Source organism: Gemmiger sp. (assembly GCF_057431175.1).
In genome coordinates this window covers 19,110-32,733 of the sequence record NZ_DBMDDV010000020.1, presented here as the reverse complement: position 1 = coordinate 32,733, position 13,624 = coordinate 19,110, and the positions used below count along the sequence as shown (strand labels likewise).

Here is a 13,624-nt window from a genome sequence, read left to right as displayed (position 1 = left end):
CCTGGTTCTGCGAACAGCGCACTTTGTTAATCTCATCTTAACATATTCTTCACAAAAAAGAAAGCGTTTTTCGCAGAATCAGCGAAAAGCTGAATTTTCGACGGACTTTTTGTGCATAATTCAAACAGACCATTGATTTTTGCCCAAAAATGTTAAAAAATCAATGATTATTAAGAAAGTGATTTTCATAGCATAGGCGTTCAGAGGGGAAATTCTTCACTTTTGGTGTCGCAATACCAAAAATCTGCACAAATCTTTGGTACATTTGCCACGCGCATAAAAGATGAACATCCTGTATAATAAAGGCAAATATCGGTTTTCCATTATTATAAAGGATAAAGGAGAATTGCGATGGCTAACCAAAAGTACATTATGGCGCTGGACGCCGGTACGACGTCGAACCGCTGCATCCTCTTTAACGCCCGGGGCGAAATGTGCAGTGTGGCACAAAAGGAATTTACCCAGTACTTCCCAAAACCGGGCTGGGTCGAGCATGACGCCAACGAAATCTGGACCACCCAGCTCGGCGTGGCGCTCTCGGCCATGAACCAGATCGGCGCGTCGGCGGAGGATATCGCTGCCATCGGCATCACGAACCAGCGCGAGACGACCATCGTCTGGGATCGTGACACCGGCGAGCCGGTCTGCCACGCCATTGTCTGGCAGTGCCGCCGCACCAGCGAATACTGCGACGAGCTGAAAGCCCGCGGCCTGACCGAAAAGTTCCGCGAAAAGACCGGCCTTGTCATTGATGCCTACTTCTCGGCCACAAAGTTAAAGTGGATACTCGATAACGTCCCCGGCGTGCGCGCGCGGGCCGAGCGGGGCGATTTGCTGTTCGGCACGGTGGAGACCTGGCTGATCTGGAAGCTGACCTGCGGCAAGATCCACGTGACCGACTACTCCAACGCCAGCCGGACGATGCTGTTCAACATCCACACGCTGGACTGGGACGACGAGATTCTGCAAATCCTCGATATACCGCGCTGTATGCTGCCGAAGCCTGTGCCCAACAGCGAATTTTACGAGTACGCCGACCCGATGCACTTTGGCGGCGAGATCAAAATTGCGGGCGCGGCGGGTGACCAGCAGGCCGCACTGTTCGGCCAGACCTGCTTTACCAAGGGCGAGGCGAAAAGCACCTTCGGCACCGGCGGCTTTCTGCTGATGAACACCGGGGAAAAGCCGGTATTCTCCCACAACGGACTGGTCACGACGGTGGCGTGGGGACTGGACGGCAAGGTAAATTACGCGCTGGAAGGTTCTATTTTTGTGGCCGGCGCGGCCATCCAGTGGCTGCGGGACGAGTTGCATCTGCTGGAGGACGCCCGCGACAGCGAGTACATGGCCCAGAAGGTCAAGGACACGAACGGCTGTTACGTTGTGCCCGCGTTCACCGGCCTGGGCGCACCCCACTGGGACCAGTACGCCCGCGGGGCCATCGTGGGGCTGACGCGCGGCGTGAACAAAAACCACATCATCCGCGCGACACTGGACAGCCTGTGCTACCAGATCAACGACGTGCTGACCGCGATGCAGGCGGATGCCGGCATTCCGCTGACAGCGCTGAAGGTGGACGGCGGCGCGTGCGCTAACAATTATTTGATGCAGACGATGGCGGACATCAGCGCCCGGCCGGTCAAGCGGCCCTGCTGCGTGGAGACCACGGCGCTGGGCGCGGCCTATCTGGCCGGGCTGGCGGTGGGGTACTGGCAGTCCACAGACGACGTACTGAAAAACTGGTCGGTGGATCGCGAATTTGTGCCCGCCCTGACCGAAGCCGAGCGCACCAGGCGCATCCAGGGCTGGAATAAGGCCGTGCGCTGCAGCTACGGCTGGGCGAAGGAGGATTGACCCAAAGCCTTCCCCTTAGGGGGGGAAGCCACTCCAACCGCACGAACCAACAAACGAGGTACAATATATGCACGATATCATCATCATTGGCGCGGGCGTGTCTGGGTGTGCCTGCGCACGGGAACTTTCGCGCTATAACGCGGATATTCTGGTGCTGGAGAAAGAGGAGGACGTCTGCTGCGGCACGTCCAAGGCCAACAGCGCCATCGTTCACGCCGGGTACGACGCCGCAAACGGCAGCCTGATGGCGCAGCTCAACGTCGAGGGCAGCCGCCGTATGCCTGCCCTTGCCAAGGAGTTGGACTTTGCCTACGACCAGTGCGGCAGTCTTGTCGTCTGCCTGAGTGAGGACGACCGCCCCGCGCTGCAAAAACTCTACGAGAACGGCGTCGCCAACGGCGTGGAAGGGCTGCGCATCGTCGAGCGCGACGAGTTGGTCACGATGGAACCGAACATTGCCGACACCGCCGTCGCCGCCCTGTGGGCACCCACCGGCGGCATCGTCTGCCCCTTTGGCCTGACCTACGCCCTGGCCGAAAACGCAGCCAAAAACGGCGTGCAGTTCCGGTTTGACACCAAAGTCACCGGTCTGCACCCACTGCCCGGGGGCGATTGGCAGGTCGATACCGACCGCGGCAGCTGCCAGGCGCGCTGCATCGTCAATGCGGCGGGCGTCTACGCCGACACGCTGCACAACCTGGCCGACGCTGCCCACCCGATGAAAATTACCGCGCGGCGCGGGGATTACTTCCTGTTGGACCACACGGCCGGACAACACGTGCGGCACACGGTGTTCCAGCTGCCGGGCAAGTACGGCAAGGGCGTGCTGGTCACGCCCACGGTCCACGGCAACCTGCTGGTTGGCCCCACGGCCATCGATGTGGACGACAAGGAGGCTACCGCCACAACGGCGGCGGGCCTGGACGAGGTGCGCACAAAATCCGGGCTGGCGGTCAAGGATATCCCGCTGCGCCAGACCATCACGAGCTTTGCGGGCCTGCGCGCCCACGAGGCACGGCATGACTTTTTCATCGGGGAGATCGCCCCCGGCTTTGTGGACTGCGCGGCCATCGAGTCCCCGGGCCTGTCCAGCGCCCCGGCCATCGGCGCGATGGTGGCGGGCATTGTGCGGGACAGCTTGCAGCTAAAGGAAAACCCGGCCTTTGACCCGACACGCAAGGGCATCCTGGATCCCAAGGCGCTGGATTTTGCCGCGCGGGCCGAACTTATTAAACAAAACCCGGCCTACGGCCAAATCATCTGCCGATGCGAGAGCGTGACCGAGGGCGAAATCATCGACGCCATCCACCGCACGCCCGGCGCACGCAGCCTGGACGGTGTCAAACGGCGCACCCGCGCGGGCATGGGCCGCTGCCAGGCGGGCTTCTGCAGCCCCCGCGTCATGGAGATATTGGCGCGGGAGCTGGGCGTGGCCCAAAGTGAAATCACAAAATCCGGCGGTAACTCCAAAATCATCGTCGGCACAAATAAAGATGCGTTTTGAAAGGGGGGCTGCGGCAATGAAAAATGTAGATTTGGTCATCATCGGCGGCGGCCCTGCCGGGCTGGCGGCAGCCGTGGCGGCACGCAAAAACGGCGTGCAGGACATCCTGATTCTGGAGCGCGACAGTGAGCTGGGCGGCATCCTGAACCAGTGCATCCACAACGGTTTTGGGCTGCATACCTTCAAAGAAGAATTGACCGGCCCCGAGTACGCCGCACGGTTCATCGCGCAGGTGCAAGCGCTGGGCATCGAATATAAGCTCAACACCATGGTGCTGGATCTGGCGGCGGACAAGACCGTGACGGCCATGAACAAATCGGACGGCCTGTTCCAGCTGCACCCCAAGGCCGTGATTCTGGCCATGGGCTGCCGTGAGCGCCCGCGCGGTGCGCTGAACATCCCGGGCTACCGCCCGGCGGGCATCTTTACCGCAGGCACGGCGCAGCGGCTCGTCAACATGGAGGGGTATCTCCCCGGGCGGCGGGTCGTGATCCTGGGCAGCGGCGATATCGGGCTTATCATGGCGCGGCGCATGACGCTGGAGGGCGCAAAGGTCCTCTGCGTGGCCGAGCTGATGCCCTACTCCGGCGGTTTGAAGCGCAATATTGTACAGTGCCTCGATGATTTCGACATCCCGCTGAAACTGAGTCATACCGTGGTGGATATCCAGGGCAAAGAGCGCGTGACCGGCATCACGATCGCGCAGGTCGAAAACGGCAAGCCCATCCCCGGCACCGAGGAACATTACGACTGTGACACGCTGCTGCTCTCCTGCGGGCTGCTGCCCGAGAATGAGCTGAGCCGCGCGGCGGGGGTGGCGCTCAGTCCCATCACCGGCGGCCCCAGCGTGAACGAGAGCCTGGAGACGAACATCCCCGGCGTGTTTGCGGCGGGCAACGTGCTCCACGTACATGACCTGGTGGACTATGTCTCCGAGGAAGCGGGGGCAGCGGGCGAACACGCCGCCGCGTACATTCTGAAAAGCGAACACGCAGCCGGGCGTACACTGCCTGTGCGCTGCGAAAACGGTGTGCGCTACACCGTGCCCACGGCCATCCGCCCCGACTGCGCGGGCGACACCGTGACGCTGCGCTTCCGGGTGGGCGGCGTGTACAAAAACAAAAAAATCGCGGTCTACCTGGGTGATACCTGCATTTTCAGCCGTCGGCGGCCTGTGCTGGCCCCCGGTGAGATGGAGACTGTGCGGCTGAAAGCCGACCTGCTGCGCGGCGCAGGCGACGCCGTGACCGTGACTTTGGAGGAGGGCTGACGATGGAAAAACGTGAATTGACCTGCATCGGCTGCCCGATGGGCTGCGCCCTGACGGTGGAACTGGACGGTGGCGCGGTGGTGTCGGTGCGCGGCAACACCTGCCCGCGGGGCGACGCCTACGCCCGCAAGGAAGTGACGGCCCCCACCCGCATCGTGACCACGACGGTGCGCGTGACAGGCGGTTCGTTGGCCGCCGTGAGCTGCAAGACCCGCAGCGATATCCCGAAGGGCAAGATTTTCGATATCATCCGCGCGTTGAAAGCGGTGGAGGTCGCTGCGCCGGTGGTGATCGGGCAGGTGATTTTGCCCAATGCCGCCGACACCGGCGTGGATGTGATCGCAACCAAGAATGTGGAAAAACGAGGATAACACAGAAACCCCGCCCGGGCGTGATGGCCCGGGCGGGGTGGTTTTTATGGGAAAAATTTTTGGTTGTGATGGTGGGCACCGGGGCAGAGCGTGTAGGGGCGAACATTGTTCGCCCGCAGAACCACGCCGCGGCAACCCTTTTACCGGGAAACACCGGCACATCCGCCCCTCATCCGGCCCTGCGGGGCCACCTTCCCCCTCGGGAGGAAGGCTGGAAAATTTTACCCCAGCAAATTCGTCATGCTCTTTAAGCTGACGCCGAGGGTCGAGGCGTTGTGCAGCAGGGCGGAGGTGGCGGGAGGCAGGATGCCCATGGCACCCAGCACGATCAGGGAGCTGTTGAAGCTCATGATAAAGCGGTAGTTCGCCTTCGTGCGCTTTTGCAGGCCGTTGGCGATGCTCTTCAAAATCACCAGCTCGCGCAGGCTGTCGGCGGCAATCGTGATATCCGCAATTTCCCGGGCAATGGCCGCGCCGTCGCTGATGGCAATGCCGACGTCAGCGGCGGACAGGGCAGGGGAGTCGTTGATGCCGTCGCCCAGCATGATAACGGTGTGCCCGGCGGCTTTTTCGGCCTCCACAAAGTTGGCTTTGTCCTCGGGCAAGACCTCGGAGTAGTAGCGGTCCACGCCGACCTGGTTGGCAATCACCGACGCCGTGCGGTCGTTGTCGCCGGTCATCATGACGGCCTTGCGGATGCCTAAGCTGCGCAGTTGGCGCAGCACCTCGGCGGCTTCCTCGCGCAGGGGGTCGGCAATGCAGATGACACCGGCCAGCACACCGCCGATGGCAAGATACAGGTGGGAATATTCTGGCGGTAATGCGTCGAATTTATCGCACTCGGCCGTCGGGATGCAGCAGCCCTCGTCCTCAAAGACAAAGTGCTGGCTGCCGATGACGGCCTTCTCGCCGCCAATCTGGCTGGCGATGCCGTGGGCGACGACGTACTGCACCTCGCTGTGCATCTCGTCGTGGCGGATGCCCTTCGCGGCGGCCGCCTGGACGACGGCGTTCGCCATCGAGTGGGGGTAGTGCTCTTCCAGGCAGGCCGCGATCTGCAGGACTTCGTCCTCAGTGCGGGTGCCGAAGGGCACGACCTGCACGACGGTGGGGGTCGCGTGGGTCAGCGTGCCGGTCTTGTCAAACACGATGGTGTCGGCGTTGGCCAAGGCCTCAAGATATTTGCCGCCCTTGACTGTGATGTGGTAGCTGCCGCACTCGCGCATGGCGGACAGCACGGCCAGCGGCATAGACAGCTTGAGCGCACAGGAAAAATCGACCATCAGAATCGAGATCGCGCGGGTCACGTTGCGGGTCAGCGCGTAGGTCACAGCGGTGCCCAGCAGACTGTACGGTACCAGCTTGTCCGCCAGGGCCGCAGCGCGGGTCTCGCTGGCAGACTTCAGCTTCTCGGAATTCTCGATCATCTTGACGATCTGGTCATAGCGGCCGTTGCCGGCCTGCTGCTCCACAGTCACGGTGATCTGGCCTTCCTCGACGACGGTGCCGGCGTAGACGACGGCACCGTTCGACTTGCGCACAGGCTCGGCCTCGCCGGTCAGCGATGCCTGGTTGACGCTGGCCTCGCCGTCCAGCACTTTGCCGTCCAGCGGGATGACACTGCCGGTGTGTACGACGATGGCGTCGCCTGCGCGGACCTGGGAAATCGGCACCAGCACTTCGCCCTCGGCGGTCTGCTGCCAGACGCGGTCGACATTCAGCGACATACAGCGGGCCAGGTCGCCCAGGGACTTCTTGCGGGTCCATTCTTCCAGCAGTTCGCCCAGGCGCAGCAGGAACATGACCGACCCGGCGGTCGAGAAGTCGCCGCGCAGCATCGAAACGCCGATGGACAGCGCGTCGAGCACTTCGACTTCCAGCTTGCGCCGCCACAGGCAGCGCAGACCGTGGAAAACGTAGGGCACGCTGCGCACCAGCGTGTAGGCCATGCGCAGCGGTGCAGGCAGGAACAGATTGCGCGCAAAGTGGAAGATCGTCATATTGACGAGCTTTTCCTGATATTCGCGGTTGACGGCGCGGGGGCTGTTGGCCGGGACTTCGGCCAGGGCCTCCACATCGAACTTGAAAGCGGCCAGCCCCTTGACGACCCCGGCGCGGTCAGCGGTGTAGACGACCACGACGTCACAGGTGCGCTCATACACGGCGGCAGTGCGCACACTGGGCAGGGCAGTCAGGTAGTCCTGCAGCTGGTCTGCCTCGGCTAAAGACATCCGCTTTTTGTTGAGGTGCAGGCGCATCCGCCCGCGGCTCTCGTGCAGAATATTCCATTTCATAAGCTACTCTCCCAAGAAATAAAAAAGGCTTCCCCGGTAGGTGGGGAAGGCTTTTTTAGCAAGCGTTAAAACGCAGTAGAGGTGTAGGGGGCGCATATATGCGCCCCGCAGCCTACCCGCTAGTAGTCGTCCGCCGTGTGGTTGCGGGCGGCCTATATGCCGCCCCTACATGGCGTCGGCTGCATTTGCAGTAATCTGTCAAAAATTACTCGGCGGCCTTGTCGGCGGCGTCCTCAACAACGGCGTCATCCTCGGCGGCGCGCTGCTCGTTGATCTCCTTGGCGTCGGCCAGGATGTCACCGCAGTTCTCCTGCAGGCTGGTGGCGGTCTTCATGACCTGATCCTTCATGCGCAGCACGGCGGCGGTGCACTGGGTGTACACCTTCTTCGCGTCCTTGCTGGTCAGAAGCTCAATACCGGCGGAACCAAACAGTGCGCCGCCTGCAAACAAACCAATCTTTGCCCAATTCATAGTTCAAATCCCCTTTACAAAAAGTTATGGCAATACCGCATAATTCTAAGTGCCGATACGGCGAGCGAGGTGCGGCAGCTGCTAAGCCAAAAGCGCAGATAATACTGGATGTCTTATCGAGCATTTTGGCAACGCAGATGCCGTGCCGCAGCCGCCGGAGCGGTGCTTAAGCCGTCAGGCGGGAATTGTGCGGTGTTGTCTTATATAAATTGTGCCCTAAAGGGCGAACCTGTAAGGTTTAAACATAATTTTACAACGGTTAGTTATGACTGGGTTAGACCAAAAAGACGGGTGATGTGCAGATTGGATTTTATGTGTGGATCACACACCGCTGGCGGGCCGCTGGACCGTCGGGCACGCTACCCGACGCAGCTCTGTGGGGCGGCGGCCGGTGTGGCGGCGGAAGGCCGCGGCAAACCGGCTGGGGTCCTCGTAGCCGACACGGTGCGCGATCTCGGCCACCGGCAGGTCGCTCTCCTGCAAAAGCTGGGCGGCGGTGTCCATTCGCAGCCCGCGCAGGTAGCTGGCCACCGGCACGCCGTACAGCGCCTTAAAGCAGATCTTCAGCGAGCTTTGGGAAAGATGGAACCGCGCGGCCAGCTCGGGCAGGGTAATACGGCTGCCCTGGTGGGTCAGCAGGTAGTCGTGGGCCTGGCGGGTGTGCTCCAGCTGCATCCGGTCAAAGTAGGGCGTCTGGGGTGTGTCGGCCTCGGCATAGCGGCTGACCAACTCGTCCCAATGCTCCAGCGCGGCGGCGGCCACGCTGGGGTCATACATAATGCCGCTGTTGCGTTCAATTTCGCGGCGGCAGGCGGCGCTGGTCATGGCCGGGCGGTAACTGCGGCTGCTCATCATGGCGTCGATGGAATCCGCCACCGCCAGAATGCGCGACCCCAGCGGGATATCGGCGCCGCGCAGGCCGTCGGGGTAGCCGCGGCCGTCCCACCGCTCATGATGGTGGCGCACCAGCACGGCAATCTCTTTGAAATCATCGACCTTGCGAAGAATTTCATACCCGGTGACGGGGTGGCGGCGCATTTCCTCCCACTCGGGGTTGGTCAAAGGCCCGGCCTTGCGCAGCACGGAATCCGGCACGGCAATCTTGCCGATATCGTGCAGGTGGGCGGCCATGTGAAGGAGCGTCGTCTCATCCTCGCTCAAATCCAGGGCGGTGGCCAGCACCAGTACCATGTCGGCTACCCGGTCGGAGTGCTTGGCGGTGTAGGCATCGCGGGCGTCCATGGCGGCGACGATGCTCTCGATCAGGTCATGATATTGCATCAGATGGCTTGTATTGTGCAGCGCGGTGTCCGGCCGCTGTGTCTGGTTTGCCATAGCCGCGTCTCCCTTCCAGTGGTTGTGGTTAGCATGGATTAACTGTTAGTTTAGACTATCTTACTGCGCGGCGCAAAATTTGTCAAGTGCGCGGCAAACACCTTGGAAAAAGAGTGTGGTTATACCTCCGTAGGGGCCGGGCGTGCCCGGCCTGCGACCTTGAGGTGGCTACCCATTTATCTGTTGCCATTGTAGGGCGGGGTCTTGACCCCTCCGGGGCGGCCTGAGGGCAGGCCGCCCTACAACCTCTGAGGAAACCGCATGCCAACTTGCGGGGAGTCGGGGATGCCGCCCCCTACAACTAGCGTGATACAGGGCAAAATGTTCGCTGTGCCAAATTTACTATCGGTTTCAGCTGTCTGATGTGCCGGACGGCTGTTTTTTTATACCCCTTGACAAATGCGGTTAGTCTATGCTATCTTATGGCTGGTTAGAAGTCACTAACCAAATGGTATCGCGTTGTCCCCTTCCGGGCATACTGTAAAAAGTATTTTATAGAGAAAGGACTTTGCATCATGAGCTATCTGGAAATTGAGAAAGTCATTGGCCGCGAGATCATCGACTCCCGCGGCAACCCCACCGTTGAGGCCGAGGTTTGGCTGGCGGACGGCACTATCGGCCGCGGCGCTGCCCCCAGCGGCGCTTCCACCGGCGAATTTGAGGCCCTGGAGCTGCGCGACGGCGACAAGAGCCGTTTCGGCGGCAAGGGCGTCAGCAAGGCCGTGGAGAACATCAACACCACCATCAACGAGGCTCTTGTCGGCATGGACGCCTCTGACATCTACGCCGTCGATGCCGCTATGCTGAAAGCCGACGGCACCAAGGATAAGTCCAACCTCGGCGCAAACGCTATCCTGGCCGTCTCCATCGCCGCGGCCCGCGCAGCCGCCATCTCTCTGGATGTGCCCCTGTACCGCTTCCTGGGCGGCGTGTCCGGCAATAAGCTGCCTGTGCCCATGATGAACATTCTGAACGGCGGCGCACACGCGGCCAACACCGTGGATGTGCAGGAATTCATGATCATGCCCGCCGGTGCCCCCAGCTTCAAAGAGGGCCTGCGCTGGTGCACCGAGGTGTTCCACGCCTTGCAGGCGCTGCTGAAGAGCAAGGGCTTGGCTACCTCCGTCGGTGACGAGGGCGGCTTTGCGCCTGATTTGGCCAGCGACGAGGAGGCCATCCAGTATATCCTCGAGGCTATTGAGAAGGCCGGTTACGTGCCCGGCAAGGACTTCGTCCTGGCTATGGATGCCGCCTCCAGCGAGTGGAAGGGAAGCAAGAAGGGCGAGTACAAGCTGCCCAAGTGCGGCAAGGTCTTTACCAGTGAGGAACTGGTCGAGCACTGGAAGCGGCTGGTCGAGAAATATCCGATCTACTCCATCGAGGACGGCCTCGACGAGGAGGACTGGGAAGGCTGGCAGCACATGACCAAGGAGCTGGGCGGCAAGGTGCAGCTGGTTGGCGACGACTTGTTTGTCACCAACACCGAGCGCCTGTCCAAGGGCATTAGCCTGGGCTGCGGCAACTCCATCCTCATCAAGCTGAACCAGATCGGTTCTGTCTCTGAGACGCTGGAGGCCATCAAGATGGCCCACAAGGCCGGTTACACCGCCATTGCCTCCCACCGCTCCGGCGAGACCGAGGACACCACCATTGCCGACCTGGCCGTTGCGCTGAACACCTGCCAGATCAAGACCGGTGCCCCCAGCCGCAGTGAGCGCGTTGCCAAGTACAACCAGCTGCTCCGCATCGAGGAAGAGCTTGGCGGCGCTGCGCAGTACCCGGGATTTGGGGCGTTTAATATTAAAAAGTAAATAACAGGGAAAAATCTTCGGGCTTGACAAAAAGCGTGCGGTAGGGGTGGAGCAGAGCCCCGCCCCTACGCATCTGTAGAAACAATCGCGCGTTTTTGGCGCAAGAAGCTTTGTAAAATTTCTGTAATGTTGCCGAGACAACATACGCAAACCCTGATTTTTTGGTATAGTATCTTTGCCGGGTGGGAAAACCCGGCTGTCCATAACTTAAAAGAGGTGCATAATGACAGATTTCAAACAGTGGGAAGGCTTTGAAGGCCGCATCTGGAAAGAGGAAGTCAACACGCGTGACTTCATCCAGAAGAACTACACCCCTTATGACGGCGATGAGAGCTTCCTCGCCGGCCCGACCGACGCTACCAACAAGCTGTGGGGCGCTCTGCAGAAATTGCAGAAGGCCGAGCGCGCCAAGGGCGGCGTTCTGGACATGGAGACCGAAGTCGTCTCCGGTCTGACCGCTTACGGCCCCGGCTACATCGACCCCGAGCTGAAGGACCTTGAAAAGGTCGTCGGCCTGCAGACCGACAAGCCCCTAAAGCGCGCCTTCATGCCCTACGGCGGCATCAAGATGGCGGAACAGGCCTGCACCACCTACGGCTACCAGCCCAGCGAAAAGCTGCACGAGATTTTCACCAAGTACACCCGCACCCATAATCAGGCTGTGTTTGATGCCTACACCCCCGAGATGAAGAAGGCACGCCACAGCCACATCGTCACCGGTCTGCCCGACACCTACGGTCGCGGCCGTATCGTCGGCGACTACCGCCGCGTAGCCCTGTACGGCGTCGATTACCTCATCAAGGCCAAGCAGAACGACTTTGCCAACTGCGGCGACGGCACGATGACCGAGGAGGTCGTCCGCCAGCGCGAAGAAATTGCAATGCAGATTTCTGCCCTGAAAGGCATGAAGGAGATGGCTGCCGCCTACGGCTTCGACATCTCCCAGCCTGCTGCCAACGCCAAGGAGGCTGTCCAGTGGCTGTACTTCGGCTATCTGGCCGCCATCAAGACCCAGAACGGCGCGGCTATGTCCGTCGGCCGCGTGTCCACCTTCCTGGATATCTACATCCAGCGCGACCTCGACAACGGCACCCTGACCGAGACCGAGGCGCAGGAGCTGATCGACCACATGGTCATGAAGTTCCGTATGGTCAAGTTCGCCCGCATCCCCAGCTACAACCAGCTGTTCAGCGGCGACCCCGTCTGGGCGACCCTCGAGGTCGGCGGCATCGGCATGGATGGCCGCTCCATGGTCACCAAGAACGACTTCCGCTTCCTGCACACCCTCGAGAACATGGGCCCCGCCCCCGAGCCGAACATGACGGTGCTGTACTCCAGCGCCCTGCCCAAGACCTTCAAGGATTATGCGTCCAAGATCTCCATCGACACCTCCAGTGTCCAGTATGAGAACGACGATGTCATGAAGCCTGTCTGGGGCGATGACTACTCCATCTGCTGCTGCGTTTCTGCCACCCAGACCGGCAAGGAGATGCAGTTCTTCGGTGCCCGCGCGAACCTTGCCAAGTGCCTGCTGTACGCCATCAACGGCGGCGTCGATGAGAAACTCGGCGAGCAGGTCGGCCCCGCTTACGCGCCCATCACCGCTGAGTATCTCGACTACAATGAGGTCATGGCCAAGTACGATGTCATGATGGACTGGCTGGCTGGCCTGTACGTCAACATCCTGAACCTCATCCAGTATATGCACGACAAGTACTACTATGAGGCTGCCGAGATGGCCCTGATCGACACCGAGGTCCGCCGCACCTTCGCGACCGGCATTGCGGGCTTCAGCCATGTGGTCGACTCTCTGTCCGCCATCAAGTATGCCAAGGTCAAGTGCATCCGCAATGAGCAGGGCCTCGTCACCGATTACGAGATCGAGGGCGACTTCCCGAAGTACGGCAACGATGATGACCGCGCCGACGATATCGCCGTCGAGCTGCTGCGCAGCTTCCTGGAAAAGATCAAGCGCCGCCACACCTACCGCAACTCTGAGCCGACGACCTCCATCCTGACCATCACCTCCAACGTCGTCTACGGCAAGGCCACCGGCGCTATGCCCGACGGCCGCAAGGCATACACTCCGTTTGCCCCCGGCGGCAACCCGAGCTACGGCGCTGAGACCCACGGCCTGCTGGCGTCCCTCAACTCCGTTGCCAAGCTGCCCTACCACTGGGCGCTGGACGGCATCTCCAACACCCAGACCATCAACCCTGATGCCCTGGGCCACAGCGAGGGCGAGCGCGTGACCAACCTTGTGCAGGTTATGGACGGCTACTTTGACCAGGGTGCCCACCATCTGAATGTCAACGTCTTTGGCACCGAGAAGCTGCTGGACGCCATGGAGCACCCCGAGAAGGAGGAGTACGCCAACTTCACCATCCGTGTCTCCGGCTACGCGGTCAAGTTCATCGACCTGACCAAGGAGCAGCAGCTGGATGTTATTGCGCGTACCTGCCATAAGGTCCTGTGATTTTCTAAGCTGAATAAGGCCCGCAGCTGCGGCTGCGGGCTTTTTTGTGGTATACTGTGTTATACCACCCGGTAGGGGCCGGGCATGCCCGGCCCGCAGGTTTACGGCGCTGCCCCTTTCACGGTTCGCATCGCAGGGAGGGGTCTTGACCCTCCGCGGCGGCCAGAGGGCTGGCCGCCCTACAAGCGCCCGCAAAAGGAATGCGTAGGGGAGGGATTTATCCCTCCCGGGACGTGT

9 protein-coding genes are annotated in these 13,624 nt (G+C 61.0%); 6 read left to right on the top strand and 3 right to left on the bottom strand.

Features of this window, described 5'->3' with window-relative positions:
* The first annotated feature begins 351 nt into the window (after nt 1-351).
* From glpK to ACZO0A_RS08410, 4 genes are all read left to right on the top strand, one after another.
* On the top strand, nt 352-1,854 hold the full coding sequence (gene glpK, locus ACZO0A_RS08425; RefSeq protein WP_215693003.1) for a glycerol kinase GlpK: 1,503 nt from the start codon (nt 352-354) through the stop codon (nt 1,852-1,854).
* 67 nt (nt 1,855-1,921) lie between these two features.
* On the top strand, nt 1,922-3,358 hold the full coding sequence (locus tag ACZO0A_RS08420) for an NAD(P)/FAD-dependent oxidoreductase (protein ID WP_486846209.1): 1,437 nt from the start codon (nt 1,922-1,924) through the stop codon (nt 3,356-3,358).
* A 16-nt stretch (nt 3,359-3,374) separates the two neighbouring features.
* The gene (locus ACZO0A_RS08415; protein ID WP_302376534.1) at nt 3,375-4,628 is read left to right on the top strand and encodes an NAD(P)/FAD-dependent oxidoreductase; all 1,254 of its coding nucleotides are present in this window, start codon (nt 3,375-3,377) and stop codon (nt 4,626-4,628) included.
* 2 nt (nt 4,629-4,630) lie between these two features.
* Entirely contained in the window at nt 4,631-4,999 is a 369-nt protein-coding gene (locus tag ACZO0A_RS08410) for a DUF1667 domain-containing protein (protein ID WP_302376535.1), read from the top strand.
* Nucleotides 5,000-5,220: 221 nt separating this feature from the next.
* On the opposite strand, the gene ACZO0A_RS08405 is transcribed toward ACZO0A_RS08410, so the two are convergent.
* The 3 genes from ACZO0A_RS08405 to ACZO0A_RS08395 all read right to left on the bottom strand — a co-directional run bounded on the left by ACZO0A_RS08405 (nt 5,221) and on the right by ACZO0A_RS08395 (nt 9,100).
* Nucleotides 5,221-7,293, bottom strand: a complete 2,073-nt coding sequence (locus ACZO0A_RS08405; protein WP_302376537.1) for a heavy metal translocating P-type ATPase — start codon at nt 7,291-7,293, stop codon at nt 5,221-5,223.
* Between the two features lie 205 nt (nt 7,294-7,498).
* Nucleotides 7,499-7,765 (bottom strand): DUF6110 family protein, encoded by a 267-nt coding sequence (locus tag ACZO0A_RS08400; RefSeq protein WP_215692994.1) that lies wholly within the window; start codon nt 7,763-7,765, stop codon nt 7,499-7,501.
* 321 nt (nt 7,766-8,086) lie between these two features.
* The gene (locus ACZO0A_RS08395; RefSeq protein ID WP_308132441.1) at nt 8,087-9,100 is read right to left on the bottom strand and encodes an HD domain-containing phosphohydrolase; all 1,014 of its coding nucleotides are present in this window, start codon (nt 9,098-9,100) and stop codon (nt 8,087-8,089) included.
* 515 nt (nt 9,101-9,615) lie between these two features.
* Here ACZO0A_RS08395 and eno point away from each other — a divergent pair.
* Together eno and pflB are read left to right on the top strand one after the other, a co-directional pair.
* Entirely contained in the window at nt 9,616-10,911 is a 1,296-nt protein-coding gene (gene eno, locus ACZO0A_RS08390) for a phosphopyruvate hydratase (protein WP_302150049.1), read from the top strand.
* Nucleotides 10,912-11,134: 223 nt separating this feature from the next.
* Complete coding sequence (gene pflB, locus ACZO0A_RS08385) at nt 11,135-13,387, top strand: formate C-acetyltransferase (RefSeq protein WP_302376538.1); 2,253 nt, start codon at nt 11,135-11,137, stop codon at nt 13,385-13,387.
* Nucleotides 13,388-13,624: the final 237 nt, after the last annotated feature.

Excerpts from the sequence above, each read along its gene's own strand:
- glpK (WP_215693003.1), top strand. The coding sequence starts at position 352 with ATGGCTAACCAAAAGTACATTATGGCGCTGGACGCCGGTACGACGTCG.
- ACZO0A_RS08420 (WP_486846209.1), top strand. The coding sequence starts at position 1,922 with ATGCACGATATCATCATCATTGGCGCGGGCGTGTCTGGGTGTGCCTGC.
- ACZO0A_RS08415 (WP_302376534.1), top strand. The coding sequence starts at position 3,375 with ATGAAAAATGTAGATTTGGTCATCATCGGCGGCGGCCCTGCCGGGCTG.
- ACZO0A_RS08410 (WP_302376535.1), top strand. The coding sequence starts at position 4,631 with ATGGAAAAACGTGAATTGACCTGCATCGGCTGCCCGATGGGCTGCGCC.
- ACZO0A_RS08405 (WP_302376537.1), bottom strand. The coding sequence starts at position 7,293 with ATGAAATGGAATATTCTGCACGAGAGCCGCGGGCGGATGCGCCTGCAC.
- ACZO0A_RS08400 (WP_215692994.1), bottom strand. The coding sequence starts at position 7,765 with ATGAATTGGGCAAAGATTGGTTTGTTTGCAGGCGGCGCACTGTTTGGT.
- ACZO0A_RS08395 (WP_308132441.1), bottom strand. The coding sequence starts at position 9,100 with ATGGCAAACCAGACACAGCGGCCGGACACCGCGCTGCACAATACAAGC.
- eno (WP_302150049.1), top strand. The coding sequence starts at position 9,616 with ATGAGCTATCTGGAAATTGAGAAAGTCATTGGCCGCGAGATCATCGAC.
- pflB (WP_302376538.1), top strand. The coding sequence starts at position 11,135 with ATGACAGATTTCAAACAGTGGGAAGGCTTTGAAGGCCGCATCTGGAAA.